Raw genomic sequence first — 26,645 nt, 5'->3', positions numbered from 1 at the left:
TTGAAGACCAAGCCCGACCCGCTCGACTTTCTGGATATCGACGCGCTGCTCGACGACGAAGAGCGCATGATTCGCGACACCGTCCGTGCGTTCGTCCGCGACCGCGTCGCGCCAAATATTGCGCAATGGTTTGAAAACCACACGTTTCCGCGCGAACTCGCGGGCGAGCTTGGAAAACTCGGTGTCCTCGGCATGCATTTGCGCGGCTATGGTTGTCCGGGTGCGAGCGCGGTTGCCTACGGTCTGGCGTGCATGGAACTCGAAGCCGGCGATTCGGGCGTTCGGAGTTTCGCGTCGGTGCAAGGTTCGCTTGCGATGTTTGCGATCTGGCGTTGGGGCAGCGAAGAGCAGAAGAACGAGTGGCTGCCGCGCATGGCCGCCGGCGAGATCGTCGGCTGCTTCGGCCTGACCGAGCCCGATTTCGGCAGTGACCCTTCCGGGATCCGAACGAGCGCGCGACGTGACGGTGACGATTGGGTGATCGACGGAACGAAAGCCTGGATTACCAACGGCGGCATCGCGGACGTCGCGATCGTGTGGGCGCAAACGGACGAAGGGATTCGCGGCTTCATCGTGCCGGCGAATGCAAAGGGCTTCTCGACGCATCCGATCGAGCGCAAGTTATCGCTGCGAGCGTCGGTGACGTCGGAGCTGCATTTCCAGAACTGCCGCGTCCCGGCCGCCGCCGCGCTACCCGAGGTACGCGGGCTGCGCGGACCGCTGGCTTGCCTCAACGAAGCGCGGTACGGGGTTCTTTGGGGAGCGATGGGCGCGGCGCGCAACTGTTATGAAACTGCGCTCGAATATGCCAAGGCGCGCGTGCAGTTCGGGCGCGCCATCGGCGGTTTTCAGTTGACCCAAGAAAAGCTCGTCAAGATGTTGCTCGAGCTCAACAAAGGGACGTTGCTTGCACTGCACATCGGCCGCATGAAAGACAAAGGCAGCGCGCATCCGGCGCAAATCAGTTTTGGAAAACTCAATAACGTGCGGGAGGCTCTGGCGATCGCGCGCGAAGCGCGCAGCATCTTGGGCGCGAGCGGCGTGACGCTCGAATATCCGGTCATCCGGCATATGAACAATTTGGAGTCGGTGTTCACGTACGAGGGTACGAACGAAGTCCACACGCTAATTTTAGGCGAAGCAATCACGGGCTTGAACGCTTTTACGTAGCAAGCCCGTCATCGTTGAATTGCCTCCCGCATGGGAAAAAGCAAGGATACGATGACACGATTAGCGAGCGCACTCCTCACGGCGGCATTCGCAGCCGCCACGATTACACCGGTTTTGGCTAAAGATCACGGCGGTCAACGCGCGGCAGCCCCTAGCGCGGCAGCGCCTGCTAAAGCGCACGGCGACGCAGGCGGTGGGAAGCATGCCGATCACGCGGCCGCGCCGCAGCGTGTAGCTCCCGAGCACGTCGTTCCGCAGCGTGCCGCGCCGCAAGAGCGCGTGATGCCGGTGCGTGCGGAGCGCCAGCACTTTGACGTTGCTCCGGAACACGTCGTTCCACAGCGCGTAGCTCCACAAGAGCGCGTGATGCCGGTTCATATCGGGCGGCAGCATTTCGACGTCGCACCGAAGCATGTTGAGCCGCGCTTCGCGCCGCAAGAGCGCGTGATTCAAGTGCGTGGTGACCGCGATCAGTTCGGCGTGAAAGCCGACAAAATTCGCGTTGAGCGAAGCGACAACGATATTGTCGCGCCCTTTGCGCAAGTCATCAGGCCGCGCGACCGGGATGAGGATCGCCGCGTGGACGTTCTAAGCGGCAAGGTCGTGGAAGTTGATAACGATGACGTCGTGCTCGTAAATCCGCTTGGACAGACGTTCGTGGTGCGTGGATGGCACGGTCTTCACAACAAGCACTGGCGCGATCGTGTTCTGACGATGCCGGTCGTCTTTCAGAATGGCGTCTACTACGTCTATGAGCCGGCTCTCGTGCAGGTTGCTCCCGCAGCCTTCGTGAGCTATTATCCGGTCGACTACGGCTACACCCCGGCATACGGATACGGCCCGGACTATGCTGCGACTAATGCGCTGAGCAACGTGCTGTCGAGCGTGCTCGGCGGCTCGAAGAACTCGCTGACCAACTCACTGCTCGCGAATTATCTGGCGAGCACGCTCGTCCCGGCGAATGAGCCGAGCTATGTGACCCCGGTTGTGTACAGCTCCCCGCTGACGTACAGCTATCCGATGACGTGCGTCTACAACGACCCGTATGGCGGAAGCAGCTACGATCCGTCGTGCGCGCCGGTCGCAACGCAGACATACTACACCTCGCCCACCGCCTACGCGCCGGCGCAGGTGCAGGGCGTGGTGGTCGCTTCAAGCGGCTCGTCGCTCATGGTTCTGGGCGCCAACGGCCTGAAGCCAATCGTCGTGAACGACGCTCCCGCGCTCGAGAGCGGCTTCGCCCTCAACGGCCAGCCCCAGGTCGGCCGCGTGATCTCAGCCTACGGGTTCTATCAGGGCAACACGTTCATCGCGACTGCGCTTCAGTAGGCTCAAACCCGCCTAATGCAACGGCTCCGGAATGCTCCGGGGCCGTTCTCGCTTGACGGGCCTGACGGGACCTGTTACTATCCCGAGGTTGCCCAAGCCGGCGGCTCGATTTTGTGCGCCGGCGGGCCTTAAAAGCAATACGCCTGGACCCGTGGAGACTAACCGAAAATGAAGAACATCCTCGGCCGTAAGGTTGGGATGACGAGCGTGTTCACCGACGACGGCCGGTACGTTCCGGTTACGGTGATCGCTGCCGGTCCGTGCACCGTGGTAGAGCGCAGAACCACGGACACCCATGGCTATGAAGCGGTCGCGCTCGCTTTCGGCGATATTAAGAAGTCGCGCGTGAATCGCGCCATGGCCGGACATTATAAGAAGGCGGGCGCCGAACCGCGCCGCTGGACCCGCGAATTCCGCAACGACATCGACGGCGTAGAAGCCGGGCAAACGATCACCGTCGCCGAGTTCGAAGCCGGCGATCGCGTCGACGTCGTCGGCGTTTCGAAGGGCCACGGTTTCTCGGGCGGTATCAAGCGGCACAATTTTAGCGGCGGCGGCGCGAGCCACGGCTCGATGATTCACCGCCAGCCCGCATCCAACGGCGATACGAACGCCGGGCGCACCGTCAAGGGCAGCCGCCGTCCCGGGCACTACGGCGTGGATCGCACCACGCATCAGAATTTAGAGATCGTGAAGACCGACGCCGAGCGCAATTTGCTGCTGGTGCGCGGTCCCGTCCCTGGTCCGAAAAACTCGCTCGTCATCGTGCGCACGAGCACCAAGAAGAAAGCCGCCAGCTAATGCCGTCCGTGATCGATCTCAAAGGTAAGGTTGTGCGCGAGGAGCCGATTCCGGCGATTCTCGATCAAGAGTACGGCGATAAGCAGCACGCGATCTTCCGCGCCGTCTTTCGCGAGATGTCCAATCCGCGCGCCGGCACCGCCTCAACCAAGAAGCGCGACGAAGTCCGCGGCGGCGGCCGCAAACCGTGGCGCCAAAAAGGCACCGGACGCGCGCGCCAAGGTTCGATCCGTTCCCCACAATGGCGGCACGGCGGCGTGGTCTTTGGTCCGCAGCCGCGCAGCTACGTCAGCGATCTCAATAAAAAGGAACGCCGCGCTGCATTTGTGGCCGCACTGGCTGACCGCTTCCGCAACGGCGCCGTGAGCGTGCTCGAAGCGGAGAACTTCGACCTTACCAAGACGGCCGATTTCGCAACGCTGCTCTTCGGCGACGTCAAAGCCGCCAAGAAGGCCGCGAGCACCCTGGTGATTCACGGACGCGACGAGCGCTCCGGCTTCGCGATGGAGCGCGTCAGCCGGAACCTTCGCAAAGTCGGCATCACGAACACCGGCGCTCTCGATGTGAAAGACGTGCTACGCTTTAACCGCCTCGTCTTTACCGCCGAGGCATATGCCGAACTCCTGACCACGCTGGGAGCCAAGTAGCCATGGAAGCCAGAGACGTTATCATTGCGCCCCGCATCTCGGAAAAATCCATGGCGGACGCGCTCGGCCATCAGTACAGCTTTACCGTCCATCCGGACGCGACCAAGACGCAGATCCGCCACGCGATCGAAGAGATTTTCAAGGTGAACGTCGTCAAGGTGAACACCGTGAACGTCGGCGGAAAACAGCGCAGTTTCGCGCGCCGCGGCTTACGCACGAAAGGCCGCACCAAAGATTACAAAAAAGCCATCGTCACGTTGAAGGCCGGCCAGAAGATCGAACTGGGCGGCGTCAACTACTTCGAGCAATAAGGGTACGATGCCGGTAAAAAAATATAAGGCGACCAGCGCGGGCAGACGGTTCATGACCACGATGGATTTTTCCGATCTCTCGCAGGTCGATCCGGAGCGTACGCTTATCGAAGTCCGCAAGAAACATTCTGGGCGTAACTTCAACGGGCACATCACCGTCCGCCACAAGGGCGGCGGCACCCGTAAGCAATACCGCATCATTGATTTCAAGCGCACCAAGGACACGATTCCGGGCAAGGTCGCGACCATCGAGTACGATCCGAACCGCTCGGCCCGCATCGCGTTGATCAACTATCGCGACGGGGAGAAGCGGTACATTCTGGCGCCGGTCGGGCTTCGTATCGGCGACACGATCGAATCCGGGCCGAACGCGGACATCAAGACCGGCAACTGCCTGCCGCTTAAGAATATTCCGGTCGGAACGATCGTCCACAATATCGAGTTGCGGCCGGGCCAAGGCGGCAAACTCGTTCGCAGCGCCGGCGGCGCCGCGCAGTTAATGGCCAAAGAAGACGTGTACGCGCAAGTGCGCATGCCGTCGGGCGAAGTGCGACAGATCCAAGTGGTCTGCCGCGCAACGGTCGGGCAACTCGGGAATCTCGAGCACGAGAACGAGGTCGTGGGCAAAGCCGGGCGGTCGCGCCATCGCGGCAAGCGCCCGAGCGTTCGCGGCATCGCGATGAACCCGGTCGATCATCCGCACGGCGGCGGCGAAGCGCGCTCGACTTCGGGGCGGCCGCCCACCACGCCGTGGGGACAGATGACCATGGGCAAAAAGACGCGGCGCAATAAACGTACGTCTAAAATGATTGTAAGAAAGCGCGGAGCTAAATAGTGGGACGCAGTTTAAAGAAAGGTCCGTTTGTCGCGGATCACCTGATAAAGAAGATCGAAGCGATGAACGAGCGGCGCGAGAAACGCGTCGTCCGCACGTGGAGCCGCGCCTCGACGATCGTGCCCGCTATGGTGGGCCACACAGTCGGCGTGCACAACGGCAAAACGCACATCCCCGTCTTCATTACTGAAAACATGGTCGGCCACAAGCTCGGCGAGTTCGCACCGACGCGTATTTTCCGCGCGCACAGCGGCGAGAAATCACAGCTCAAGGCGGCCGCGGCAGCGGCGGCCGGACCCGGCGGCGCGCCGGGAGCTGCGGCGCCCGCAGCCGCACCTGCACCGGCGGCGACTTCATGAATTCGACCGAACGCACTCAGGCCGTCGCGCACCTCAAGTTTGCTCGCATGGGCCCGCGCAAATTGCGCCGGGTTGCCGATGCTATTCGCGGCAAGAGCGTAAAGGAAGCGTTGACGCTGCTGAAGTTCGCCGGCGTGTTTGCCGCCGAGCCGATCGAGAAGCTCGTGCGCAGCGCAGTTGCAAACGCCGAGAACAACCACGACATGAACGCCGACGAGCTGTTCATCGCCAAGATCATGGTTGACGGCGGACCGGGGGGCGGTTTCACCAAACGCCTGGATCCGCGCGCCCAAGGCCGGGCAAACTTTAAACGCAAGCGTCTGTCGCACGTGACGGTCATCGTCGCGGAGCGGCCGGGCGTAAAACACGCGACTGCGCACAAGACGGCGGAGACTTCAAAAGCGAAGAGCGCCGGGTCGCGCAAGGCTCCGGCGCGCAAAGCTCCGGCACGCAAGAAGAAGACGGCGAAAGCGGGGGCGCGAGCGTAGCATGGGACAGAAAATTCATCCCGTCGGTCTTCGCCTGGGCATTACCCGCACGTGGGACAGCCGCTGGTTCGAGAAAAAGCATTACCGCGCTTGGCTTCATGAGGACGTCAAGATCCGCAAGTATTTCGCACGTTGGACGCGTCCGGCGGCGATTAGCAAGATCGAGATCGAGCGCCGTTCGAATCAGACGCGCGTTATTGTCAACACCGCGAAGCCCGGTATCATCATCGGCAAGCGCGGCGTCGGCATCGAAGAGATCCGTAAGGGTCTCGAAACGCTGACCGGCAAGGTCGTGCAAGTCAACGTCATGGAGATCAAGCATCCCGAGTTGGATGCGCGGCTCGTCGGACAGAACATCGTCGACCAGCTGGAAAAGCGTATCGCGTTCCGCCGCGCGATGAAGCAGGCGATCATGCGCAGCATGCGTGCCGGCGCGCGCGGCATCAAGGTGCAGGTTTCGGGCCGTCTCGGCGGCGCGGAAATCGCGCGCACCGAGCGCAATCACGACGGCAAGGTGCCGCTGCATACGCTGCGCGCCGACATCGATTACGCGCACGTCGAAGCATTCACGACCTTCGGACGCATCGGCGTCAAAGTTTGGATTTACCGCGGCGAAGTGCTGCCCGAGCACGCGCGCGGTCCGGAACCGCGCGGGCAATTCCCGCAACGCCGCGAGCGTGGCGGCCGCAGCCGCCGTCCGGCGGTGACCGAATTTCCCGTCCCGGATGCTGCCGAAGCGCAGCAATTCGTTCCCGAAGAGCCGGCAATCGAGGCCGAACCGATCGCGAGTGAGGAGCCGGTTGTCGCCGCAGAACCGCAAGCCACGATCGAACCAGAAACGGCGATCGAGCCCGAGACCGCGAGCGATCCGGTAGCCGAAGCAACGGTTGAACCTCCGGTCGAGCTTCCGGCAGAAGAGCCTGTTGCTGAAGCGCCGGCGGAAGAAACCGCGCCTAAGGAAGAGGCGAGCGAATAATGCTTACACCCAAACGCGTAAAGTGGCGTAAGGTTCATCGGGGACGCATGAAAGGTCGCGCGATGCGCGGCAATTCGCTCACGTTCGGCGAGACCGGTCTGCAAGCGCTCGAGCCGTGCTGGCTGACGAATCGTCAGATCGAAGCCGCCCGTATCGCCATGACCCGTCATATCAAGCGCGGCGGCAAAGTCTGGATCAAAGTTTTCCCCGACAAATCGGTGACGAAGAAGCCGGCCGAAGTCCGCATGGGCGCCGGCAAAGGCAATCCGGAGTTCTGGGTCGCCGTCGTGCGCCCGGGCCGCGTGCTGTTCGAGCTCTCCGGCGTCGAGCCGGATGTGGCGAAACGTGCGCTCCAGTTGGCTGCTTCGAAGCTGCCGATCCGGACGAAACTGATCACCCGCGAGGAGGCGCAAGCATGAAAGGCAACGAGCTGAAAGAGCTGCGCAATCTGACCATTCCCGAGCTGCAATCCAAAGCTCGCGAAACAAAAGAAGAATTGTTCAACCTGCGCTTTGCGTTGCGTACGGGACATCTGTCGGACTTCAGCAAGGTCCGCGCGATGCGCCGCGCCTACGCGCAAATTCACACCGTCATTTCGGAGAAGCGGCTGATGGAGGTCAAGAATGCCGGATAATCAGCGGCTCAAGCGGCGTTCGAAGCAAGGCCGCGTGGTCTCCGATAAGATGGACAAGACGATCGTGGTGCTCGCGGAGACCCGCGTCGCGCATCCGGTCTATGGAAAGATCGTGCGCAAGTCGGTCAAGTTCAAGGCGCACGACGAGAAAAACGAAGCGAAGGCCGGCGATACCGTTCGCATTATGGAGTCGCGCCCGATGTCCAAAGACAAACGGTGGCGTCTGGTCGAGGTTATACAGAGAGCAAAATGATCCAACAGGAAACGCGGCTGAAAGTTGCCGACAATTCGGGAGCGCGCGAACTCCTCTGCATTCACGTGCAGGGCGGGAGCCGGCATCCCTATGCCCGAGTCGGCGACGTGATCGTGGGAACGGTCAAGAGCGCGATTCCGGGCGCAGCAGTGAAAAAGGGCCAGGTCGTGCAGGCCGTGGTCGTGCGCACCTCCGCGCCGATCCGCCGTTCGGATGGTTCGGTTGTGCGGTGCGACGACAACGCGTGCGTCGTGCTCAAAGGTGAAAAAGATCTCGACCCGCGCGGTACGCGCGTCTTCGGACCGGTCATGCGCGAATTGCGCGACCGCGGATTCTTGAAGATCGCATCGCTCGCGCCGGAGGTGCTGTAATGAGCACTATTGTGAAAGGCGACACCGTGCTGATCCGCCGCGGCAAAGAGCGCGGCAAACGCGGCGTCGTGAAGTCTGTTTTCCCGCGCCTGGGCATGGCAACGGTGGAAGGGCTGAACATCGTCAAGCGCCACACGAAGCCCGGCGCTCCGAAGCAGCAAAACATGGGCGGCTCGGCGCAGACCGGCGGCATTCTGGAAAAAGAAGCGCCGTTGCCGATGAGTGCGCTCCAGTACGTCTGCGAGAAGTGCAAGAAGCCGACGCGCTTGCGCCATCACGAGACGGCCGAAGGCACGAAGCGCGTCTGCGCCAAGTGCGGCGAGCCTGCGCGTTTGCCTGTGAAGGGAACGTAACATGGCGTCTCGCTTGAGGGAAAAATACGAAAAAGACGTCCGCGGCCAGCTGCGGGAGCGATTCGGATATAAGAATCCGCATCAGATTCCCAAACTGGACAAGGTCGTCATCAACATGAGCGTGGGCGAAGCGATCGCAAATCCGAAGGCGCTGGATGCAGCGGCTGCCGAGATGCAGGCGATCAGCGGCCAGAAGCCGGTGATTGCCAAGGCCAAAAAATCGATCGCGGCGTTCAAATTGCGCCAGGGCGTAAACATCGCTGCCAAGGTGACGCTGCGCGGCGACCGGATGTACGTCTTTTTGGACAAGCTTTTCAACGTGGTGCTCCCGCGTATCCGGGACTTCCGCGGACTGTCGCGCAAGTCGTTTGACGGGCGCGGCAACTACAACTTAGGGTTGCGCGAGCAGATCGTTTTCCCGGAGATCAATTACGACAAGGTCGACAAGATGCGCGGCATGGACATCGTGATCGTGACGACGGCGAAAAACGACGAAGAAGCGACCGAGTTTCTCAGCGCGATGGGTCTGCCGCTTCAACGAGCGGCCGGTAACAAAGGTGAATCAGTTGGCTAAAACAGCTCTAATCGAGAAGTCGAAACGCAAGCCGAAGTTCAAGGTGCGCGCGCATAACCGCTGCGAGCTCTGCGGACGCCCGCGCGGTTTTTACCGCAAGTTCGGGCTCTGCCGTATTTGCTTCCGTGAGAATGCGCATAAGGGGAACATCCCCGGCATCACCAAGGCGTCGTGGTAACGATATGGCTGTCATAACCGATCCGATCGCCGACATGCTAACGCGGATTCGCAACGCGAACACGTCCAATCACGACGTCGTGGACATCCCCGCGTCGCGGACGAAGTTTGCCGTGGCGCAGATCCTCAAAGATGAAGGCTTCATCAACGATTTCGAGCGCCTCAACGAAGGCCCGCAAGGCACGCTGCGGCTCAAACTCAAGTACGGCCCGAACAAAGAAAAAATCATCACGGGTCTGCGGCGCATTTCGCGCCCGGGTTTGCGCGTCTATACGAACAAGACCGAGATCCCGCGCGTCCTGGGCGGCCTCGGCTTGGTGATTATGTCCACCTCGCGCGGCATCATGTCCGGCCGCCGCGCCAAAAAAGAAGGCTGCGGGGGCGAAGTCCTTGCGTACGTGTGGTAAGTAGAAATGTCACGCATCGGTAAACTCGCAATTCCAGTGCCCGGCGGCGTCACCGTTGACATCGCCGATGACCTCGTGCACGTCAAAGGACCCAAAGGCGAGCTGCGGCAGCGCATCATGAGCCACGTCTCGGTGAAAATGGAAGACGGCAAAATCGTCGTCGAGCGCACGGGCGAGGAAAAGGCGCATCGCGCGGCTCACGGGCTGACGCGTACGCTCGTCAACAACATGGTCGAAGGCGTGAGCAAAGGGTTTCGCAAGAGCCTCGAGATTCAAGGCGTGGGATACCGCGCCGCCAAGTCCGGCGAGAAGCTGAACTTGACGCTCGGACTCTCGCACCCGGTCAGCTACCCTCCGCCGAAGGGCGTCACGCTTACGGTCGAGGGCACGACCAAGATTCACGTTGACGGAATCGACAAGCAGCAAGTGGGGCAGGTCGCGGCGGAGATCCGCAATCTGCGTCCGCCGGAGCCTTATAAAGGCAAAGGCATTCGCTACGAAGGCGAATATGTGCGCAAGAAACTCGGCAAGGCCGGGAAGGCGGCAAAGGCATAATGGCGCGCTCATCTCGTGAAATCGGACGCCGCGTTCGTCACGCGCGTCTGCGCCAAAAGGTTGCCGGCAGCGCCGAGCGTCCGCGTCTGCTCGTGCGCCGCACGCTGCATCACATTTACGCGACCGTCATCGACGACAGCAAGGGCCGCACGCTGGTGGCCGCTTCAACGCGCGAAAAGGATTTGGGCGGCGATCTCAAGTCGACCACAAACCTGGCCGCAGCCGAGAAGATCGGTCAAGCCATCGCGACCAAAGCGAAGCAGGCCGGAATCACGCGCGTCGTGTTCGATCGCAGCGGATTGAAATATCATGGTCGAGTCAAGGCGCTCGCGGAAGCGGCGCGCCAAGCCGGATTGGAGTTCTAATGCAGTATCGCAGCGGCGGCCGCGACCGCGACAATAGCGGTTTCGACGAAACGGTCGTGCGCATCAACCGCGTCGCCAAAGTCGTCAAAGGCGGCAAGCGCTTTAGCTTCAGCGCGCTCGTCGTCGTCGGCGACCGCAAAGGCAAGGTCGGTTTCGCGATCGGCAAGGCGGGCGAAGTTCCCGAGGCGATTCGCAAAGCGGTCGAAGCAGCCAAGAAGAATCTGATCACCGTTCCCATGGTGGAGCGGACGATTCCGCATACGGTCAACCAGCACGTCGGCGCGGCTAACGTGCTTATGAAGCCTGCCTCGCCCGGAACGGGCGTCATCGCGGGCGGTCCGATGCGCGCCGTGCTCGAGCTCGCCGGCATCCACGACATCGTTACCAAATCACTGGGCAGCAACAATCCCATCAACGTCGTCTACGCGACGATCGAGGGTTTGAGATCGCTCAAGACGTTCGACCAAGTCGCCAAACTGCGCGGCAACCGGTCTGACGACACTCCCGCGGCATAAAGCATCATGGCAGAACGCAAGAAAAAAACGCCGGCGAAAAAAGCGCCGGCCGCTAGAAAAACCTCCGGCGCAAAAAAAGCAGCTTCACCTAAAGCCGCCGCTCCTAAAGCAGCAGCGCCAAAACCGCAGCGCACTTCGCCCGGTACACCGGTCGCAGGAACGCGCGCCGGCGGATTGACGCTGGGGCAATTGCGTCCGAGCAAGGGCAGTATGCCGAAACGCACGCGCGTCGGGCGCGGCCACGGTTCGGGCATGGTGAAGACCGGCGGCGAAGGCGGCAAAGGCCAGACGGTTCGTTCGGGCGGCGGAAAAGGTCCGGCGTTCGAGGGCGGCCAGACGCCGTGGCAGCGGCGCCTGCCGCACCGGCGCGGCTATTCGCAGAAGGCGCGCGACATCGGGCACTTCCGCACGCGCTATTCGGTCGTGAACCTACACGACCTGACGGACTGGGATCCGACGGTCGAAATTTCTCCTGAAACGCTGAAGGTCGCCAAGAAGATCAAAGACATCGGCGACGGCGTGAAGATTTTGGGCGGAAGCAAACCAGGGAAGTCACTACCCGGAGGGCTGCGTTTTCGCGACGTGCTGTTCTCGAACAGCGCAAAGGAAGCGCTTGAAGCTGCCGGAGCGACGCTAGAGAAGCTCATTGCTGAATAACCTGCGCGCGGCGCTGCTGGTTCCGGATATCCGGAAGCGGCTGGCGTTCGTGTTGGGCGCATTCGCGCTCTTCGTCTTCATGATTCACGTTCAACTTCCGAACGTGAACGAAGGCGCGTGGCAACGGCTGCTGCAAGGCGGCGTATTTTACAACCTGCTCGGCTTTCTCTCGGGCGGCGCGCTCCAAAAGCTCTCGGTCATTGCGATGGGCATCACGCCCTACATCAACGCGTCGATTATCATGCAGTTGATGACTGTCGTCTTGCCGCAGCTCGAAGAGCTCGCCAAGAAAGGCGGCGATGAAGGCCGCAAAAAGATCGGCCGCTACACCCGTTGGCTGACGATCGTGCTGGCAACGCTGCAGGCGTTCTTCATGGCCAATATGATGCGGGCCAACCATGTGTTCTATGACGACAGCGTTTGGTTCCTGATCTATGCGGTCATTGCGATGGTCGCCGGCACGCTTTTCCTGATGTGGCTGGGCGAGCAGATCACGGACAAAGGCATCGGAAACGGCGTCTCGCTGATCATCTTCATCGGCATCGTCCTGCGCTATCCGCAGTACGTCGCGCAGACGTTCACGTCCACAACCAAGGGTGGCGAAAGCGTCACGAACCTTATCATCTATATCCTGATTGCGATCCTGGTGATCATTTCGATCGTCTTCCTGTACCAAGGCCAGCGCCGCATACCCGTGCAGCAAGCCCGCCGCGTCGTCGGGCGCAAGATGTTCGCGGGCCGGTCCACGTACATTCCGTTGCGCCTCAATAACGCCGGCGTCATCTCGATCATCTTCGCGATCTCGCTGCTGCTCTTGCCGCAACAGGCATTGACCTGGTTCAACCGCGGCGGAGCGGCGGCGACGGCGCACGGCCCCGTGGCCGCCGTCTCGGCGTGGCTCAACATTTACTTCAGCGTTAACTCACCGTTGTACAATCTGACCTATTTCATCCTGGTCGTCGTCTTCACGTTCTTTTACAGCGCCGTCGTGCTCAACACAAAAGACATCGCCGACAACCTGAAAAAGAGCGGCTCGTTCATTCCCGGCATCCGGCCCGGCCAGCCGACCGTGGACTACATCAACCGCATTCTGATCCGCATCACGACCGCGGCGGCAATCTATCTTGGTTTGCTCGCGGTGCTGCCGGGAATGCTGCAACGCGGACTCTCGGTGACCACGTTTTATCTCGGCTCGACCTCGCTCCTGATTGTGGTAGGCGTGGCGCTGGACACCATTACGCAGATCGAGGCGCGCCTGGCTATGCGCGACTACCGCGGGTTCATCAAACGCTAGATGCGTCTCATTTTCTTGGGCCCGCCCGGCGCGGGTAAGGGCACGCAATCGCGTCTGCTTACCAAACGCTTCGGCGCGCGGCACATCTCGACGGGCGACATCCTGCGCGAGCATCGTGTGGCGGGAACGGAGCTTGGCGGCCTCGCCGAGGGCTTCATGAGCCGCGGTGAGCTGCTTCCCGACGAACTGATTCTGAAGATGATCGAGGGCGAGATCGACCGGTCGCCGCGCGGTTTCATCATGGACGGCTTTCCGCGCACGGTCGCGCAAGCCGAAGCGTTCGATGCGCTCATGGAGCGCACGGGCGTCCATCTCGACGGAGTGGTGCTCTTCGACGTTGATCGCGACACGCTGGTAACGCGCCTGACCTCGCGCTGGACGAATCCGCTGACCGGAAGAAGCTACAACGCGATTACGAATCCGCCGCCCGGCCCCGGCATGCGCGACGAGGACGGCACCGAGCTCATTCAACGCGAGGACGACAAAGCGGAGACGGTGCGCAAACGCCTGGACGTCTATCAAGAACAGACGGAGCCGCTGGTAACGTATTATCGTAAGCGCGGGAAACTAGTGAAGGTGGATGGCCTGGCGCCGGTCGAGGACGTGACGCGCCAGATCGTTTCGGCGCTCAGCCCGGAGCTGCAAGCGTCGTGATTACGCTCCGTTCACCGCGCGAGATCGATGCGATCCGCCGCAGCGGCAAGATCACGGCCAAGGTCTTAACAGATTTGATGAGCGCGGCGAAACCCGGCATGACGACCGCCGAGGTGGACGCGCTGGCCGAACAGGGCATTCGGGATCTCGGCGGCGAGCCTACCTTTAAAGGCTATCGCGGATACCCCGCCTCGGTCTGTACGTCGGTGAATGATAGAGTCGTGCACGGTATTCCGGGCGCGGACGTGCTGCGCGAAGGCGATCTGCTTTCAATCGATCTCGGCACGACGCTCGACGGATACGTGAGCGACAGCGCCGTGACGATCGGGATCGGAACGATCTCGGCGAACGCGGAGCGGTTGCTGCGCGTGACGCAAGAGTGCTTGATGCTGGGCATCGAGCAGATGCAGGCCGGCAATCACGTCGGCGACATCGGATACGCCGTGCAGCGGCACGCCGAGTCAAACGGGTACGGCGTGGTGCGCGAGCTGGTCGGGCACGGCGTGGGCACCGAGATGCACGAGGATCCCCAAGTGCCCAATTATGGAAAGCCCGGGGGCGGCCCGAAACTGCGGCCCGGCCTGGTGCTGGCCGTGGAGCCGATGATCACCCAAGGCGGCCACGAGGTAAAAATACTCCAGGACGGCTGGACAGTCGTCACGCTGGATGGTAAACTTGCCGCGCACTTCGAGCATACGATTGCGCTCACCCAAGAGGGCCCGAAGATCTTGACGCTACGCGAAACCGGGGAACACGCGGAAGCCTCACGGTACCGGCCTCGAGAGGAAGCCGCGGCCTAACATGGCGCGGGGGCGCTACCGGAATCGACCTGAGCGCGCGAAGAACACGGCCGATAAGGCCGCGGCCAACGCGACGCCCAAGGAAGAGGCGATCGAGGTCGAGGGGACGATCGTCGAACCACTGCCGAACGCGATGTTCCGGGTGGAACTCACGAACGGCCATAGAGTGTTGGCACATGTATCGGGCAAGATCCGGATGAATTTCATCCGCATCCTCCCGGGGGATCGGGTTCTGGTGGAACTCTCTCCCTACGATCTCACACACGGCAGAATAACGTATAGGTACAAATAAAATGAAAGTCAGACCGTCCGTAAAGCGGATTTGTGAAAAATGCAAAGTCATTCGGCGCGAGGGCAAAGTCCGCGTGATCTGCACAGTGAATCCGAAGCATAAGCAGGTGCAAGGCTAATGGCACGTATAGCCGGCATCGATCTGCCGCGTGAGAAGCGCATCGAGATTGCGCTCACGTATATTTTTGGTATTGGTCCCTCGACCGCCAAGCGTCTCTTGGCGCAGGCGGGCGTCAACGCGGACACGCGAGTGAAAGACCTCAGCGAAGAAGATGAGAAAAAGCTCCGCGACGCGATCGGCACACTTGAAGTAAAAGTCGAGGGCGACCTTCGCCGCGACGTCCAAGGGCATATCAAGCGACTGCTGGATATCGGCTGTTATCGCGGCATCCGTCACCGGCGCGGACTTCCCGTTCGCGGGCAGCGCACAAAGACGAACGCGCGCACGCGTAAGGGACCGAAGAAGACTGTCGGCAACCGCAAGAAGCCGGCGCCCGCAACCGGCGGCGGCCCACCGAAGAAGTAGCATGAAGCCCGGCGAAAACCGGGCTTCATGATTTACGTCGGGACGTGCGGTTTCGCGTACAAGGATTGGATCGGGCCGTTCTATCCGGGCAAGATCCGCTCGAACGAGATGCTGCCGTACTACGCGCGATGTTTTCCGGCGGTCGAGATTGACTCTTCCTATTACGGCGTACCGCAGCCGCAAACGATTGCGCGAATGGACAAGGTCACGCCGCCCGAGTTCCGCTTTTGCTTTAAGGCGCCGGCAACGGTCACGCATCCGCCCGACGCCTCGAGCGCGCACATTCACCCCGATGCCGCGCTTTTTGTCGAAAGCGTCCTTCCTTTAAAAGAGGCTGGAAAACTCGGGTGCGCGCTGCTGCAGTTTCCCAACGGCTTCCGGAAGACGGCGGCCACGGAATCGTACTTGGAACAAGCCGTCACCGCACTTGCGCCTTTGCCGCTGGTGGCCGAATTCCGTAATCGTGAATGGCAAACAGATGACACGCTTCGCTTGCTCTCGGAGTTGGGCGTGGGCTGGTGCAACGTGGACATGCCGAGCTACGACACATTGTTGAAGGCGAGTTCCGACGTAACATCCCGGCTCGGTTACGTGCGCTTTCATGGGCGCAACGCGGGGCAATGGTGGACCGGCGACAATGTGACGCGCTACGACTACGAGTACTCACCCGAAGAACTCGAGCCGTGGACCGCGCGCACCGCTGAGATAGAAGAAGCGGCCGGGACGACGTTCGCCTTCTTTAATAATCACGCGCGCGGCAGCGCGGCGCGCAATGCGGAGCTTTTCATCGAACTCCTTCGCAGCCGCTACGGTAATGCCGCCGGGATCGTTGCTCGTCGCGAAGGCGTACCGGCGCAGGGCACGCTGTTTTGAATGGCGTCATTACCGCGGGAGCTCGCGTAGACGGCGAGTTTGCGCGCCGCATCGGAACCGATGTGAAGGCGCTGGCGCGCATCGGCGGCCGAACGATGCTGCAAGCGGCGATCGAGTCCGCGCGAGCTGCCGGCGTGACGAGGCTTGCGGTAATCGGCGGTCCCGAGGTGCGCGCAGCGTGCGCGGGAAGCGCCGATCGTTTTATCGAGGAAGGCGATGGCGAGACGAACATTCGCCGCGCGCTGGAGGCTTGGGAGTCCGACGCGCCGCTGCTCTACCTAACGAGCGACATGCCGTTTATCCACGCGCAGGCGTTACTGGCTTTTCTTGAAGCTGTTCCACCGGATGCGCTGGCGCTGCCGCTGACCAGCTGTGCCGTCTTCGAACGGCGTTTCCCGGGCGCCCCGCCATTCGGCGTGGCTATCGGCGGCGAGCGCGTCGTGAACGGCGGCGCCTTCTGGATTCCGCCCAATGCTGCCGCCACGGTGGCATCGTTTGCCGTGCGGTTTTTCAGCGCGCGGAAGAGTGTCATGCGTATGGCCGTTCTGCTGGGCCCGGTATTCTGCGTTCGCTTCATGCTGCGGCGGCTTTCGATCGCAGCGCTCGAGCAGCACGCGCACCACGTGCTCGGCATTCCGGCGCGGGCGATTCGGGATGCGCCGCCCGACCTCGCTTATGATGTAGATACGCTTGAAGAGTACGACTATGCGGCCGAACACGCCTAACCCCGCGCTCCTGGGCGCGTTTTGGTTTGGAATTCAAATGGTGTGGGGTGCACTGCTCGGCATCTCGCTGCAAACCCGCGCGGCGCAACTCGCGCCGCAGCACGAGCTCGCGGCATATGCTCTGCTAGCCGGCGCCGGCGCGGCGATGGCCGGGATAAGTCAGATCGTCACCGGGATCGTCTCGGATCGCCGGCGCGTCCGCGGAAGCCGGCGAATCGAGTTTTACGTCGCGGGCGCGATCACGGGTTCGGCGGCGGTCATTTGGTTTTACGTGGCGCCGTCATATGTGCAGCTCATTGCCGCACTGCTGCTCTTGCAACTCGGCCTCAACGTCGCGATCGGACCGTATCAAGCTGCGATTCCGGATTTTGTCGAACCGAAGGCGCTGGGCTCGGCGTCGGCCTGGATGGCCGCGCTGCAGAGCTTAGGAAATATTGCAGGCGCACTGGTTGCAAGCTTTGTGAAGAGCGCCGTGAACACCGGCGCCGCGATTGCTTCCACGCTGTTGTTAACGTGCGCCGTCACAAGCGCGCACGTGCGTACGCTTGAGGTGCTTCCAACGACCCCGGATCGCGTTCGGATTACGCGAGCCTTTGCGGACCTATTCATCTCGCGCGCACTCGTCTATGTCGGATTTTACACGCTGCTGGGATATCTGCTCTTCTATGTCAGACAGATGATGCAAGGCGACGCGCAGACCAATACGGGGATGCTGTTGATCACGTTCCTGATCGCGGCGGCGATAGGCGCGGCATTAGCCGCGCGTCCGGTCAACCGTTTCGACCGCCGCAACGTCGCGACGATGGGCGGAGCGGTGTTTATTGCGGGCCTGATTGTCTTTCTGATCGCACATGCTTCAGCCGAAGTTATTGCAGCTGCGCTTGTCGCAGGCTTTGCGTGGGGAATCTTTCTGACCGCGGATTGGGCGCTCGGCTGCGCGTTCTTGCCGCGCAACGCTTTAGCAACCGCGATGGGCGTCTGGAATTTGGCGTTGTTGATTCCGCAGATTCTCGCGCCGGCGCTTGTTACAGCAACGCTGAGCGCGTTACATGCACTGCAAAACCCTGACGCACCGCGGATAGCCTTCGTGCTGGCCTGCCTGGAAGTGGCCGCCGGACTGGCCTGGCTAAGGCGCCTGCCTGCTTCTCGAGCAGGCGCTGCATGACTCTCCTGCAAGTGGGAATAACGCCAAGGACTGCCTATCGGGGAACCTGGGGCTGATGTGCGCCGTTAGGCAAGGGGTGGAGACCGATCCCACGCCATTTCCCAGGGCAATGCAACCAACCGGTCTCTGAACGTATCATACGTACTACCAAAGAAACGAAAGGGAGACAATCTTGAAACGACTGAGCACCGGAGCCCTGACCGCGATTTTCATTGCGGGACTGGGCCTCACAGCGGTGGCCGCTCCGTCAGGTCAGGCATCGCTGGGCAACATCGGACACCAGTTGATTGCCCAGGCCTCGCCGGCGCCGGCCATGCAGTTCGGCTCGCCCCCATCAGGGCAGATTCCAATTCTTTTTAACGACCATCACGTCTATTCCAAACCGGACGTGCTGAAACAGGGTCGCGTTCTGGCTGCGCTCGTGCGCGGCGGCACGATCTTGATTCCGCTTCGCTCGATGTTTGAACAGATGGGCGCGACGGTTTCGTACGACGCGGGCAGCAAGACCGTTGACGTAACCAAGGCAGGATCCGACGTCAAAGTGACGCTCGGCGTGCCGCAGGTCGTGATCAACGGCGAGACCCGTCCGCTCGACGTTCCGCCGATGATGTACCAGGGCCAAATTTTGGTTCCGGTTCGCGTCATCTCCGAAGGTATGGGAGCATACGTCCAGTGGGTGCCCGATAAGCGCCTCGTGGTCGTGCGCTATCTGCCTCCGACACCGCCGCCGGCTCCGAGCACGCCTGTGCCGGCACCGGTTCCGGTTTCCACGCCCACGCCTGTTCCGCCGGTAGTGCTTCCTTTCCAGGATCACTTCATCGCCGGCGATTACATCCTCAGCCCCAAAGTGTATAACGAGTTCAGCCCGGGCAACACCGGCAACAGCTCGTATGCAGTTCGCGGCGCCTTCGAGTTCAGCTTGTTCAACCTCCCCTGGATGGTTGAAGGCACGCTCGAGAAGTGGCAGTATCCGCACAATATCGACAACCGCTTCGGCGCATCGTGCGTCCCTGGTCTGCCAGGCAGCTCGGCCGGCACGCAAGGTTGCGTGACCGTCATCGGCGGCAATGGACAGGCATACGTTCCGGCGTTCACAGTGAACGAGTGGAACGGCGACGGCCGCTTGGGCCTCAAGGTCGCCGATCCGCGGATTTACATCAACGTCAGTTACATGGGACATACGGGCAACTACGGCTACCCGGCCCTGAACGGCGTCGGATTCGGCTTGGAGAAACTGCCGGATCTCGACCAATCGTTCTCGCTCTACGGTAGCGCGGAGTACTACCCGAGCGTCAGCGGTACGTACACGGTTCCGAGTGGACCGCAGACCGGCACGAAGTTCAACCTGAGCTACCGGATCTTCCGGTATCAGGTCGGCGCGACCGTCGGGTTCGGGAAGAGCTTCCCGGTCTTCCTCGACCTGGGCTTCATCGGCGACCGCGGCAGCAACAAGACCAACGCACCGGTCGACTACACCCACAACGGGGCCTACGTAGGATTGGGTATCCACTTCTAACCTAGGAGCCTCTGGAAGTCAGACGCTTGCGGCCTCGGTCCTTGGACCGGGGTCGCTTTTTGCCGGTCCGCCCTCCGTCCTTGACCCGGACCCCCCTTTTCGATAGAATTGTCGCTTGGCGCAATCGCCGTGCGCCCCGAGTGAGATTCCGCCCTCCAGGCGGGGTCGAGGCGACGACACCACGCTCGTAGCGCGGACAGGATAAACGGAGTCTCTTTGGCTGCAAAAAAACAAACCAAGGCGCGCAAAAAGCGCGAGTTCAAGAACGTCCAATCGGGCGTCGCGCACGTTCACGCTTCCTTTAACAACACGATCGTGACGATCTCCGACGGGCTGGGCAACGTGCTCGCCTGGGCCTCGGCCGGCAACTTGGGTTTTAAGGGTTCCAAGAAGTCAACGCCGTTTGCCGCGCAGATGGCGGCTGAAGCCGTCGCGCGCAAAGCCATGGAGCACGGAATGAAATCAACCGAGGTTCTCGTACGAGGACCGGGCGCCGGACGCGAGGCCGCGATCCGTTCGCTGCAAGCTACCGGCCTGGAGATTACGCTGATCAAAGACGTTACGCCGATTCCACACAACGGCTGCCGCCCGCCCAAACGGCGCCGGGTGTAATATGTCGCGTTATATCGGACCGGTCTGCCGCTTGTGCCGCCGCGAAACCGCCGCGAGCAAGACGGGCGAAAAGATCAAGTTGTTTCTCAAAGGCGACCGCTGCCTTTCGAAAAAGTGCGCCGTCGAGCGCCGCGGAACTGCGCCGGGACAGAAGACGCAAGGCAAAGCCTCGCGCCAAAAAGTCTCAGAGTACGGCCGCCAGCTGCGCGAGAAGCAGAAGATGCGCCGGTACTACGGCGTGCACGAGACGCAGTTTGCAAACTATTTTGCCGAGGCTGCGCGCATTCCGGGGCAGACGGGCAAGACGTTTCTGCAGCTGCTCGAGCGCCGCTTGGACAACGTCGTCTACCGTTTGAATCTGGCTACGAGCCGCGCGCAAGCGCGCCAGCTCGTGACGCACCGTCACTTTAAAGTCAACGGACGGATGGTGAACATCCCGTCCTACGTCGTGAAAGTGGGAGACGTTATCACGATCTCCGACCGCAGTAAGAAATCGCCAGTCTTCGAGTCGAACTTTGAAGTCGCCAAGAACCGGCGCGCTCCTGAATGGCTCGAGTATAGCGATCAAGATCAATCCGCCAAAGTCGTTCAACTGCCGGCGCGCGAGCAAATCGACACGCCGGTCGACGAGCAACTTATCGTGGAGTACTACAGCCGATAACCAACAGCCGGCTGCAAGCCGGCGAACTACTCTATACGTACGATCGTGGCGGCCGGGCGGCCGCTGCGGATAACGCAAGAGGACAAAGGAAACAAACGCACATCATGACCGTTTTGGAAGCCCCCGTAGGCGCAAGCATCGACGTCCGCGAGCGCCGGGATAACTACGCGAAATTCGTCGTCGAACCGCTGGAGCGCGGTTTCGGAATCACCCTGGGCAACGCGCTGCGGCGCATTCTCCTGAGCTCGATTCCGGGCGCTGCCGTGACCTACATGAAGATCGACGGCGTCTTGCACGAGTTTTCGACGATTCCCGGAATCGTTGAAGATACGATCGCGCTGATGCTCAACCTCAAAGGCCTGCCGGTGAAAATGAATACCGACGAGCCGAAGGTGCTGACGCTCAACGTGAGCGGATCGAAAGCGGTCACCGCGGCCGACATCACGCCGGACGCCGACGTGGAGATTCTAGACCCGACGTATCACATCGCGACTCTATCCTCGAAATCCGCGAAGCTCTCGATGGAGATCGGCGTGGAGAAGGGCCGCGGCTACGTCACCGCCGACCGCCAGCGCAACGTCGAGCACATGATCGGGCTGATTCCGCTCGATTCGATCTTCTCGCCGATCCGCAAGGTCAACTTCAGCGTGGACGACACGCGCGTGGGTCAAAACGTGGACTTCGACCGCCTGACGATCGAGATCGACACGAACGGCTCGGTGACGCCGGACGAAGCGCTCTCGCAAGCGGCGACGATCATGCAGGACCACTTGGATCTCTTCGTCAGCTTCACGAACGAAGAGAAGCCGCTGCCGCAAGCGCCGACCAGCGAATGGGATATCCCGGTCGAATCGCTCAATCTCTCCGTGCGCTCGTTCAACTGTCTCAAACGGGCAGGCATCTCGAAGGTCTCCGAACTGCTGGACATGACCGAAGACGAAATCATCAAGATGCGCAACTTCGGCAAGAAGTCGCTCGACGAGATCAAGCAAGTGCTGGAGGAGAGGGGACTTTCGCTGCGTCAGCCGTAGCGTAACGCCATGCCGCACCAAATAGCATATAAACGTCTCTCACGCACCGACGGACACCGCCGGGCGCTGCTTCGCAACCTGGCAACGTCGTTCTTCAAACACGGAAAAATCGAAACGACGACCACCAAAGCGAAGCAGGTCAGCAAGGTGGTTGAACGCTTGATCAGCACCGCGGCGCGCGGCGATCTGCATTCGCGCCGCCAAATTGCGGAGTACCTCACGGAACCGGCTGTCGTCAAGAAATTGGTCGAACAGATCGCGCCCGCACTCAAAGAGCGCAGCGGCGGCTACACACGGATCACGAAATCACGCGTACGCCAGGGCGACGCTGCGGAACTTTCGATCCTCGAACTTGTCGGTTGACGTAGCCGGTATTTTACGCCGGCTGGTCGCCGGCGAGGATCTTTCGAAAGAGGCCGCTGCGGCAATGATCGGCGCAATGATGGACGGCACGGTCACCGACGCGCAATCTGCCGCTTTTCTGACCGCGCTCGCGAAGAAGGGCGAAACCGAAGATGAACTGACGGGCGCCGCGGGCGCGATGCGGGATCGCAGTCTGCGGGTCGAACACGGTTTGCCGCTGGTGATGGACGTCGTCGGCAGCGGCGGCGACGGCGCAGGCACGATAAACATTTCAACGATCGCAGCATTGGTCGTAGCTGCGGCCGGCGTTCCCGTTGCCAAACATGGAAACCGAGCAGCCTCGGGTCAATGTGGGACCGCCGACGTCTTGGAAGCCGGTGGAATGGCGATTGAAGTTTCGCCGAAACGAGCCGCAGAAAGCCTGCGCGAGGTCGGCTTCGCGTTCATGTTCGCTCCAATCTATCATCCGGCGATGAAGAACGTCGCTCATATCCGCCGCGAACTGGGCTTCCGCACGATCTTCAACATGCTTGGACCGCTGACCAACCCGGCGCGTGCGACGCATCAACTCGTCGGCGTCGCACGCGAGGAACATCTAGAACCTGTCGGCGATGTGCTGCGTGCGCTCGGCGTACGCGCGGGCGCGGTCGTGCATGCGTCCAGCGGTATCGACGAGGTTGGCGGCGAAGGCCCGACCGCCGTGTATGAATTCGGCGAAGGCTCGACTAAACGCTGGACGCTGGATCCGGGAGACTATGGCGTGCGCGCATCGCTCGAAGAGATTCGCGGCGGAGCGGTTGTGAGTTGCCGGGAAGCTTTCGAGAGCATTCTGGCGGGCGAACGCTCGCCGCGTGCCGATGTCGTCGCGTTGAACGCTGCGCTCGCCTTCCGCCTCTGCGGCAAGACTGCCGATATAAAGGAAGGCATGGACCTCGCGCGCACGCAGCTGCAGGAAGGCCGCGCTGCAGCGCTTTTCGAGCGCGCCAAGCACTATTCGCATGGCTGATATTCTGCAGCGCATCTACGAATCGAAACGGCACGCAGTCCAGCGCGACCAAGCTGCCGAACCGCACGAGCTGGTGCGTAAGCGTGCGTTATCGCGCCGGGGACAGCGCCGCCCGTTTCTGCAAGCGATTCGCAACTCCAACGGACCGGCAATTGTGGGCGAGATAAAACGCGCCTCCCCCTCGGCCGGCCTGATTGCGCGCAACTTCGATGCGGCCGCGACCGCGAGGGCATACGAGCTTGCGGGCGTTGACTGCATCAGCGTCCTGACCGAGTCCGATCATTTCCTGGGCGAGATCGCCTACTTGGACGTCGCGCGCACGCACAGCAGCCGTCCGCTGCTGCGGAAAGACTTTCTCGCTACGCCGTACGAGATCGCGCAATCGGCAGCGTACGGCGCCGACGCCGTCTTGCTGATCGTCGCGGGCCTGTCGGATGCGTCCCTGCGCGACTGCATGCATGAGGCGGCCGATTACGACTTGGATGTACTCGTTGAAGTGCATGACGGCAGCGAGCTCGAACGGGCGCTTGCCGTCGGGGCAACTCTTATCGGGATCAACAATCGCAATCTTCGTACGTTCGAAACGGATCTGGCCGTCAGCGAATACTTGCTGCCGGACGTTCCTTCGACGGTGACGGTCATCAGTGAAAGCGGCATGCGGGACGCGGAAGATATCGTGCGGCTCCATGCAGCCGGAGCACGCGGCTTTTTAGTCGGCGAGGCTCTGATGCGCGCCGAGAATCCGGCCGCTTTGGTTGGAGCACTAAAGGCGGCGATCCGCGCGCGCGCCGTCTCCCCTTGAGAACGCGCATTAAGTTCTGCGGGTGCACGAGTCTGCAGGACGTCATGCTCGCGGTTGAAACCGGCGCGGACGCGATCGGCATGATATTCGCGCCGTCGGTGCGCCGGATTACCGAAGGCGCAGCCAAACACATCGCGGAGGAACTTCCGCCTTTTATTACGCCGGTCGGTGTCTTCGTGAACCCGTCGCGCGAGGACATCGCACGTGCCCGCGCGATCTTTCCGGACTTAGTAGTTCAGCTGCACGGCGACGAACCGGCCAGTTATGTTTCCTCAATCGACGGCCAGGTGATTAAGACGATTCACGTCGATCCGCAAGGCGCCGACCCGGCTGCGTTGGAGCGGTCGTCCAACGAGCACCCTCGCGCCATCGTGCTGTTTGACACCGCCGTCGCCGGCTTGTCGGGCGGAACGGGCGTTCAATTTCCATGGAAAGCGGTGGCGCCGATCGCGCGCAAGCGCAAAGTGATCGTCGGAGGCGGCCTTACACCGGAGACGGTAGCGCAGTGCGTGCAAACAGTCCGGCCCTATGGCGTCGACGTTCGCAGCGGTATCGAATCGGACGGCCGCAAAGACCGGAATAAGATGCGCGCCTTCGTCAAAGCGGTAAGGGATGCGGATGCGCCCTAGCGCGGCCGGGTATTTCGGCGAGTTCGGCGGCAAGTTCGTTCCGGAAGTTTTGGTGGCAGCGCTGGCCGAACTCGAGCGCGAGGTAGATCGCGCGTTCGCCGATCCCGCGTTCTGGAACGAATACGCTTCGGTGCTGGCCGAGTTCGTCGGCCGCCCATCGCCCATCTACCGGGCCGAACGCTTCACGGCGGAGGTTTCACCCGCAACGCTTGTTCTGAAACGGGAAGATCTGAATCACACGGGTGCGCATAAGATCAACAACACAGTCGGACAGGCACTGCTTGCGCGGCGCATGGGCAAGAAACGGCTCATCGCCGAGACCGGCGCGGGGCAGCATGGGGTTGCCACGGCTACGGTCGGCGCCAAGTTCGGCATTCCCGTTGACGTCTACATGGGCGCTGTTGACGTGGAGCGCCAAGCGCTCAACGTGTACATCATGGAATTGTTCGGCGCGACTGTTCACGCGGTTCACGGCGGAACGCAGACATTGAAGGACGCGACCAGCGAAGCTTTCCGGCAATGGGCCGCGCGTGTGGACGATACGTTCTACGTGATCGGCAGCGTCGTTGGAGCCCATCCCTATCCGTTCATGGTGCGCGAGTTCCAAAAAGTGATCGGTACCGAAGCGCGCGCGCAATGCTTGGAACGATTCGGCAAGTTGCCCAGCGATGTCATCGCGTGCGTGGGAGGCGGGAGTAATGCGGCCGGAATATTTGCCGGCTTTATCGATGACGCCGGCGTCAAGCTGTGGGGAGTGGAGGCTGCGGGTGACGGAATCGAGACGAAGCGCACGGCAGCGTCACTCAATGCGGGCACAGTCGGTGTGTTGCACGGAAGCCGATCGTACGTCTTGCAAACCGCCGACGGACAGGTGCGCGAAACGCACTCGATCAGCGCCGGCCTGGATTATCCCGGAGTAGGCCCCGAGCATGCCTACTTAAAGGAAAGCGGTCGCGCGAGTTACGTTTCAGTGACGGACGCGGAGGCGCTCGAAGCCTTTTTCGACCTTGCAAAAACCGAAGGCATCATTCCGGCGCTGGAAGCCGCGCACGCGCTGGCGTTCGCGCGCCGTCTCGCTGCCGAGCGCGGGCCTGACGACGTCGTCCTGGTAAACCTGAGCGGCCGCGGCGACAAAGACATCAACCAGATTCGTGCTCTCTAACATTTTCAAGCCGGGCCGGCTTGCGTTCATTCCGTACATCATGGCGGGCGATCCGGATCTCGAAACGACGCGAGCGATCGTTAGCGCTTTGACGGAAGCGGGCGCCGATGCGATAGAGCTCGGCGTGCCGTACAGCGATCCGCTCGCCGACGGCCCGACCATTGAGGCCGCCGGCACTCGCGCGCTAAAGAATGGCGTCAAACTTTCCGATGTGCTGGCGTTGGTGAAAGAAGTGCACGAGGCGGCGCCGCCGATCGTTCTTTTTACGTACTACAACCCTGTCTATCAGTACGGCGTGCAAGAGTTTGCGCGCGCGGCGGCCGGGGCCGGCGCGGCGGGAGCGATCGTACCGGACCTCTCGCTTGAGGAAGCCGAGCCTTTGCGTTTGGCGCTTGGAGCGCACGACCTGGAAATGCCGCTGCTGGTGGCGCCCTCAACGCCACGCGACCGCGCGGCAGAGATCGCCGGACAATCGGGCGGCTTCGTTTACGTTGTCTCGCGTCTCGGCGTGACCGGGGCCGGCCAAGCTCCGAATTTTGAACCCGTGCGCAAGCAGATCGCCGAACTTCGCAGCGTTACGAAGAAACCGTTGGCTCTCGGTTTCGGTATCAGCTCGGCGGAACACGTGCGCGCAGTACGAGGCCTTGTGGACGGCGTGATTGTCGGCAGCGCCCTGATCGATGCTTACTCGAACGCTCGCGGCAATGAAGCTGCACGGCGGGCGGGGGATTATCTCAAAGCTTTACGTGAGGAGTGAT

Annotated in this window: 38 protein-coding genes and 2 pseudogenes; all 40 read left to right on the top strand. The window is 61.6% G+C overall.

The window, feature by feature from the left end; all coding sequences use genetic code 11:
- The 40 genes and pseudogenes from VFO29_05935 to trpA all read left to right on the top strand — a co-directional run bounded on the left by VFO29_05935 (position 1) and on the right by trpA (position 26,644).
- Positions 1–1,170 (top strand): acyl-CoA dehydrogenase family protein, encoded by a 1,170-nt coding sequence (locus VFO29_05935; GenBank protein ID HET9393036.1) that lies wholly within the window; start codon positions 1–3, stop codon positions 1,168–1,170.
- Positions 1,171–1,221: 51 nt separating this feature from the next.
- Positions 1,222–2,499, top strand: a complete 1,278-nt coding sequence (locus VFO29_05930; protein HET9393035.1) for a hypothetical protein — start codon at positions 1,222–1,224, stop codon at positions 2,497–2,499.
- 168 nt (positions 2,500–2,667) lie between these two features.
- Positions 2,668–3,300, top strand: coding sequence for a 50S ribosomal protein L3 (gene rplC / locus VFO29_05925; protein ID HET9393034.1), 633 nt, complete (start codon positions 2,668–2,670; stop codon positions 3,298–3,300).
- A complete protein-coding gene (rplD, locus tag VFO29_05920; protein ID HET9393033.1) occupies positions 3,300–3,947 on the top strand; it encodes a 50S ribosomal protein L4 in 648 nt (215 codons plus the stop codon). The genes rplC and rplD overlap by 1 nt, the downstream gene beginning before the upstream one ends.
- Positions 3,948–3,949: 2 nt before the next feature.
- Positions 3,950–4,258 carry a 50S ribosomal protein L23 gene (gene rplW, locus VFO29_05915; GenBank protein HET9393032.1) on the top strand — a complete coding sequence of 103 codons (309 nt, stop codon included), beginning with the start codon at positions 3,950–3,952 and terminating at the stop codon, positions 4,256–4,258.
- 7 nt (positions 4,259–4,265) lie between these two features.
- A complete protein-coding gene (rplB, locus tag VFO29_05910) occupies positions 4,266–5,093 on the top strand; it encodes a 50S ribosomal protein L2 (GenBank protein HET9393031.1) in 828 nt (275 codons plus the stop codon).
- A pseudogene (rpsS, locus tag VFO29_05905) lies at positions 5,093–5,350 on the top strand (30S ribosomal protein S19). The gene rplB and the pseudogene rpsS overlap by 1 nt, the downstream one beginning before the upstream one ends.
- 98 nt (positions 5,351–5,448) lie before the next feature.
- Positions 5,449–5,940, top strand: coding sequence for a 50S ribosomal protein L22 (gene rplV / locus VFO29_05900; protein HET9393030.1), 492 nt, complete (start codon positions 5,449–5,451; stop codon positions 5,938–5,940).
- A 1-nt stretch (position 5,941) separates the two neighbouring features.
- Positions 5,942–6,586: pseudogene (gene rpsC / locus VFO29_05895) on the top strand (30S ribosomal protein S3).
- A 329-nt stretch (positions 6,587–6,915) separates the two neighbouring features.
- Positions 6,916–7,335 (top strand): 50S ribosomal protein L16, encoded by a 420-nt coding sequence (gene rplP, locus VFO29_05890; protein ID HET9393029.1) that lies wholly within the window; start codon positions 6,916–6,918, stop codon positions 7,333–7,335.
- Positions 7,332–7,550, top strand: a complete 219-nt coding sequence (gene rpmC / locus VFO29_05885) for a 50S ribosomal protein L29 (protein HET9393028.1) — start codon at positions 7,332–7,334, stop codon at positions 7,548–7,550. The genes rplP and rpmC overlap by 4 nt, the downstream gene beginning before the upstream one ends.
- A complete protein-coding gene (gene rpsQ / locus VFO29_05880) occupies positions 7,540–7,803 on the top strand; it encodes a 30S ribosomal protein S17 (protein ID HET9393027.1) in 264 nt (87 codons plus the stop codon). The genes rpmC and rpsQ overlap by 11 nt, the downstream gene beginning before the upstream one ends.
- Positions 7,800–8,174: a 50S ribosomal protein L14 gene (rplN, locus tag VFO29_05875; GenBank protein ID HET9393026.1), complete on the top strand. Its 375-nt coding sequence runs from the start codon at positions 7,800–7,802 to the stop codon at positions 8,172–8,174. Before rpsQ ends, rplN begins: the two co-directional genes overlap by 4 nt.
- The gene (gene rplX, locus VFO29_05870) at positions 8,174–8,527 is read left to right on the top strand and encodes a 50S ribosomal protein L24 (GenBank protein ID HET9393025.1); all 354 of its coding nucleotides are present in this window, start codon (positions 8,174–8,176) and stop codon (positions 8,525–8,527) included. Before rplN ends, rplX begins: the two co-directional genes overlap by 1 nt.
- A gap of 1 nt (position 8,528) precedes the next feature.
- A complete protein-coding gene (gene rplE, locus VFO29_05865; protein HET9393024.1) occupies positions 8,529–9,101 on the top strand; it encodes a 50S ribosomal protein L5 in 573 nt (190 codons plus the stop codon).
- Positions 9,094–9,279, top strand: coding sequence for a type Z 30S ribosomal protein S14 (locus tag VFO29_05860; GenBank protein HET9393023.1), 186 nt, complete (start codon positions 9,094–9,096; stop codon positions 9,277–9,279). The genes rplE and VFO29_05860 overlap by 8 nt, the downstream gene beginning before the upstream one ends.
- Positions 9,280–9,283: 4 nt before the next feature.
- Positions 9,284–9,685 carry a 30S ribosomal protein S8 gene (gene rpsH, locus VFO29_05855; protein ID HET9393022.1) on the top strand — a complete coding sequence of 134 codons (402 nt, stop codon included), beginning with the start codon at positions 9,284–9,286 and terminating at the stop codon, positions 9,683–9,685.
- Between the two features lie 6 nt (positions 9,686–9,691).
- On the top strand, positions 9,692–10,240 hold the full coding sequence (rplF, locus tag VFO29_05850; GenBank protein HET9393021.1) for a 50S ribosomal protein L6: 549 nt from the start codon (positions 9,692–9,694) through the stop codon (positions 10,238–10,240).
- Positions 10,240–10,605, top strand: coding sequence for a 50S ribosomal protein L18 (gene rplR / locus VFO29_05845; GenBank protein HET9393020.1), 366 nt, complete (start codon positions 10,240–10,242; stop codon positions 10,603–10,605). The genes rplF and rplR overlap by 1 nt, the downstream gene beginning before the upstream one ends.
- Entirely contained in the window at positions 10,605–11,120 is a 516-nt protein-coding gene (rpsE, locus tag VFO29_05840; protein HET9393019.1) for a 30S ribosomal protein S5, read from the top strand. Before rplR ends, rpsE begins: the two co-directional genes overlap by 1 nt.
- Positions 11,121–11,126: 6 nt before the next feature.
- Complete coding sequence (gene rplO, locus VFO29_05835; protein ID HET9393018.1) at positions 11,127–11,777, top strand: 50S ribosomal protein L15; 651 nt, start codon at positions 11,127–11,129, stop codon at positions 11,775–11,777.
- On the top strand, positions 11,767–13,071 hold the full coding sequence (secY, locus tag VFO29_05830) for a preprotein translocase subunit SecY (GenBank protein ID HET9393017.1): 1,305 nt from the start codon (positions 11,767–11,769) through the stop codon (positions 13,069–13,071). The genes rplO and secY overlap by 11 nt, the downstream gene beginning before the upstream one ends.
- A complete protein-coding gene (locus VFO29_05825; GenBank protein HET9393016.1) occupies positions 13,072–13,725 on the top strand; it encodes an adenylate kinase in 654 nt (217 codons plus the stop codon). It abuts the gene before it with no gap.
- The gene (map, locus tag VFO29_05820) at positions 13,722–14,525 is read left to right on the top strand and encodes a type I methionyl aminopeptidase (GenBank protein ID HET9393015.1); all 804 of its coding nucleotides are present in this window, start codon (positions 13,722–13,724) and stop codon (positions 14,523–14,525) included. The genes VFO29_05825 and map overlap by 4 nt, the downstream gene beginning before the upstream one ends.
- A 91-nt stretch (positions 14,526–14,616) precedes the next feature.
- The gene (infA, locus tag VFO29_05815; protein ID HET9393014.1) at positions 14,617–14,817 is read left to right on the top strand and encodes a translation initiation factor IF-1; all 201 of its coding nucleotides are present in this window, start codon (positions 14,617–14,619) and stop codon (positions 14,815–14,817) included.
- A gap of 1 nt (position 14,818) precedes the next feature.
- Positions 14,819–14,935, top strand: coding sequence for a 50S ribosomal protein L36 (rpmJ, locus tag VFO29_05810; protein ID HET9393013.1), 117 nt, complete (start codon positions 14,819–14,821; stop codon positions 14,933–14,935).
- Positions 14,935–15,342, top strand: a complete 408-nt coding sequence (rpsM, locus tag VFO29_05805; GenBank protein ID HET9393012.1) for a 30S ribosomal protein S13 — start codon at positions 14,935–14,937, stop codon at positions 15,340–15,342. The genes rpmJ and rpsM overlap by 1 nt, the downstream gene beginning before the upstream one ends.
- A gap of 27 nt (positions 15,343–15,369) precedes the next feature.
- Positions 15,370–16,215, top strand: a complete 846-nt coding sequence (locus VFO29_05800) for a DUF72 domain-containing protein (protein HET9393011.1) — start codon at positions 15,370–15,372, stop codon at positions 16,213–16,215.
- Complete coding sequence (locus VFO29_05795) at positions 16,212–16,940, top strand: nucleotidyltransferase family protein (GenBank protein HET9393010.1); 729 nt, start codon at positions 16,212–16,214, stop codon at positions 16,938–16,940. Before VFO29_05800 ends, VFO29_05795 begins: the two co-directional genes overlap by 4 nt.
- On the top strand, positions 16,921–18,105 hold the full coding sequence (locus tag VFO29_05790) for an MFS transporter (GenBank protein HET9393009.1): 1,185 nt from the start codon (positions 16,921–16,923) through the stop codon (positions 18,103–18,105). Before VFO29_05795 ends, VFO29_05790 begins: the two co-directional genes overlap by 20 nt.
- A gap of 172 nt (positions 18,106–18,277) precedes the next feature.
- Complete coding sequence (locus tag VFO29_05785) at positions 18,278–19,621, top strand: copper amine oxidase N-terminal domain-containing protein (protein HET9393008.1); 1,344 nt, start codon at positions 18,278–18,280, stop codon at positions 19,619–19,621.
- 216 nt (positions 19,622–19,837) lie between these two features.
- Entirely contained in the window at positions 19,838–20,233 is a 396-nt protein-coding gene (gene rpsK, locus VFO29_05780) for a 30S ribosomal protein S11 (protein ID HET9393007.1), read from the top strand.
- 1 nt (position 20,234) lies between these two features.
- Positions 20,235–20,894, top strand: a complete 660-nt coding sequence (gene rpsD, locus VFO29_05775; protein ID HET9393006.1) for a 30S ribosomal protein S4 — start codon at positions 20,235–20,237, stop codon at positions 20,892–20,894.
- Positions 20,895–20,998: 104 nt separating this feature from the next.
- Positions 20,999–21,925, top strand: a complete 927-nt coding sequence (locus VFO29_05770; protein HET9393005.1) for a DNA-directed RNA polymerase subunit alpha — start codon at positions 20,999–21,001, stop codon at positions 21,923–21,925.
- A gap of 9 nt (positions 21,926–21,934) precedes the next feature.
- On the top strand, positions 21,935–22,288 hold the full coding sequence (gene rplQ / locus VFO29_05765; GenBank protein ID HET9393004.1) for a 50S ribosomal protein L17: 354 nt from the start codon (positions 21,935–21,937) through the stop codon (positions 22,286–22,288).
- On the top strand, positions 22,278–23,294 hold the full coding sequence (gene trpD / locus VFO29_05760; GenBank protein ID HET9393003.1) for an anthranilate phosphoribosyltransferase: 1,017 nt from the start codon (positions 22,278–22,280) through the stop codon (positions 23,292–23,294). Before rplQ ends, trpD begins: the two co-directional genes overlap by 11 nt.
- Positions 23,287–24,096, top strand: a complete 810-nt coding sequence (gene trpC / locus VFO29_05755; GenBank protein HET9393002.1) for an indole-3-glycerol phosphate synthase TrpC — start codon at positions 23,287–23,289, stop codon at positions 24,094–24,096. Before trpD ends, trpC begins: the two co-directional genes overlap by 8 nt.
- On the top strand, positions 24,093–24,725 hold the full coding sequence (locus VFO29_05750; protein HET9393001.1) for a phosphoribosylanthranilate isomerase: 633 nt from the start codon (positions 24,093–24,095) through the stop codon (positions 24,723–24,725). Before trpC ends, VFO29_05750 begins: the two co-directional genes overlap by 4 nt.
- Positions 24,709–25,887, top strand: a complete 1,179-nt coding sequence (gene trpB, locus VFO29_05745; GenBank protein HET9393000.1) for a tryptophan synthase subunit beta — start codon at positions 24,709–24,711, stop codon at positions 25,885–25,887. The genes VFO29_05750 and trpB overlap by 17 nt, the downstream gene beginning before the upstream one ends.
- Positions 25,877–26,644, top strand: a complete 768-nt coding sequence (trpA, locus tag VFO29_05740; GenBank protein HET9392999.1) for a tryptophan synthase subunit alpha — start codon at positions 25,877–25,879, stop codon at positions 26,642–26,644. Before trpB ends, trpA begins: the two co-directional genes overlap by 11 nt.
- Position 26,645 lies beyond the last annotated feature (1 nt).

Source organism: Candidatus Rubrimentiphilum sp. (genome assembly GCA_035710515.1).
In the GTDB taxonomy this organism is placed as follows: Bacteria; Vulcanimicrobiota; Vulcanimicrobiia; order Vulcanimicrobiales; family Vulcanimicrobiaceae; genus Rubrimentiphilum.
This window is presented reverse-complemented; position numbering and strand designations above follow the sequence as displayed.

Excerpts from the sequence above, each read along its gene's own strand:
- VFO29_05930 (HET9393035.1), top strand. The coding sequence starts at position 1,222 with ATGACACGATTAGCGAGCGCACTCCTCACGGCGGCATTCGCAGCCGCC.
- rplC (HET9393034.1), top strand. The coding sequence starts at position 2,668 with ATGAAGAACATCCTCGGCCGTAAGGTTGGGATGACGAGCGTGTTCACC.
- rplD (HET9393033.1), top strand. The coding sequence starts at position 3,300 with ATGCCGTCCGTGATCGATCTCAAAGGTAAGGTTGTGCGCGAGGAGCCG.
- rplW (HET9393032.1), top strand. The coding sequence starts at position 3,950 with ATGGAAGCCAGAGACGTTATCATTGCGCCCCGCATCTCGGAAAAATCC.
- rplB (HET9393031.1), top strand. The coding sequence starts at position 4,266 with ATGCCGGTAAAAAAATATAAGGCGACCAGCGCGGGCAGACGGTTCATG.
- rplV (HET9393030.1), top strand. The coding sequence starts at position 5,449 with ATGAATTCGACCGAACGCACTCAGGCCGTCGCGCACCTCAAGTTTGCT.
- rplP (HET9393029.1), top strand. The coding sequence starts at position 6,916 with ATGCTTACACCCAAACGCGTAAAGTGGCGTAAGGTTCATCGGGGACGC.
- rpmC (HET9393028.1), top strand. The coding sequence starts at position 7,332 with ATGAAAGGCAACGAGCTGAAAGAGCTGCGCAATCTGACCATTCCCGAG.
- rpsQ (HET9393027.1), top strand. The coding sequence starts at position 7,540 with ATGCCGGATAATCAGCGGCTCAAGCGGCGTTCGAAGCAAGGCCGCGTG.
- rplN (HET9393026.1), top strand. The coding sequence starts at position 7,800 with ATGATCCAACAGGAAACGCGGCTGAAAGTTGCCGACAATTCGGGAGCG.
- rplX (HET9393025.1), top strand. The coding sequence starts at position 8,174 with ATGAGCACTATTGTGAAAGGCGACACCGTGCTGATCCGCCGCGGCAAA.
- rplE (HET9393024.1), top strand. The coding sequence starts at position 8,529 with ATGGCGTCTCGCTTGAGGGAAAAATACGAAAAAGACGTCCGCGGCCAG.
- rpsH (HET9393022.1), top strand. The coding sequence starts at position 9,284 with ATGGCTGTCATAACCGATCCGATCGCCGACATGCTAACGCGGATTCGC.
- rplF (HET9393021.1), top strand. The coding sequence starts at position 9,692 with ATGTCACGCATCGGTAAACTCGCAATTCCAGTGCCCGGCGGCGTCACC.
- rplR (HET9393020.1), top strand. The coding sequence starts at position 10,240 with ATGGCGCGCTCATCTCGTGAAATCGGACGCCGCGTTCGTCACGCGCGT.
- rpsE (HET9393019.1), top strand. The coding sequence starts at position 10,605 with ATGCAGTATCGCAGCGGCGGCCGCGACCGCGACAATAGCGGTTTCGAC.
- rplO (HET9393018.1), top strand. The coding sequence starts at position 11,127 with ATGGCAGAACGCAAGAAAAAAACGCCGGCGAAAAAAGCGCCGGCCGCT.
- VFO29_05825 (HET9393016.1), top strand. The coding sequence starts at position 13,072 with ATGCGTCTCATTTTCTTGGGCCCGCCCGGCGCGGGTAAGGGCACGCAA.
- rpmJ (HET9393013.1), top strand. The coding sequence starts at position 14,819 with ATGAAAGTCAGACCGTCCGTAAAGCGGATTTGTGAAAAATGCAAAGTC.
- rpsM (HET9393012.1), top strand. The coding sequence starts at position 14,935 with ATGGCACGTATAGCCGGCATCGATCTGCCGCGTGAGAAGCGCATCGAG.
- VFO29_05800 (HET9393011.1), top strand. The coding sequence starts at position 15,370 with ATGATTTACGTCGGGACGTGCGGTTTCGCGTACAAGGATTGGATCGGG.
- VFO29_05790 (HET9393009.1), top strand. The coding sequence starts at position 16,921 with ATGCGGCCGAACACGCCTAACCCCGCGCTCCTGGGCGCGTTTTGGTTT.
- rpsD (HET9393006.1), top strand. The coding sequence starts at position 20,235 with ATGTCGCGTTATATCGGACCGGTCTGCCGCTTGTGCCGCCGCGAAACC.
- VFO29_05770 (HET9393005.1), top strand. The coding sequence starts at position 20,999 with ATGACCGTTTTGGAAGCCCCCGTAGGCGCAAGCATCGACGTCCGCGAG.
- rplQ (HET9393004.1), top strand. The coding sequence starts at position 21,935 with ATGCCGCACCAAATAGCATATAAACGTCTCTCACGCACCGACGGACAC.
- trpC (HET9393002.1), top strand. The coding sequence starts at position 23,287 with ATGGCTGATATTCTGCAGCGCATCTACGAATCGAAACGGCACGCAGTC.
- trpB (HET9393000.1), top strand. The coding sequence starts at position 24,709 with ATGCGGATGCGCCCTAGCGCGGCCGGGTATTTCGGCGAGTTCGGCGGC.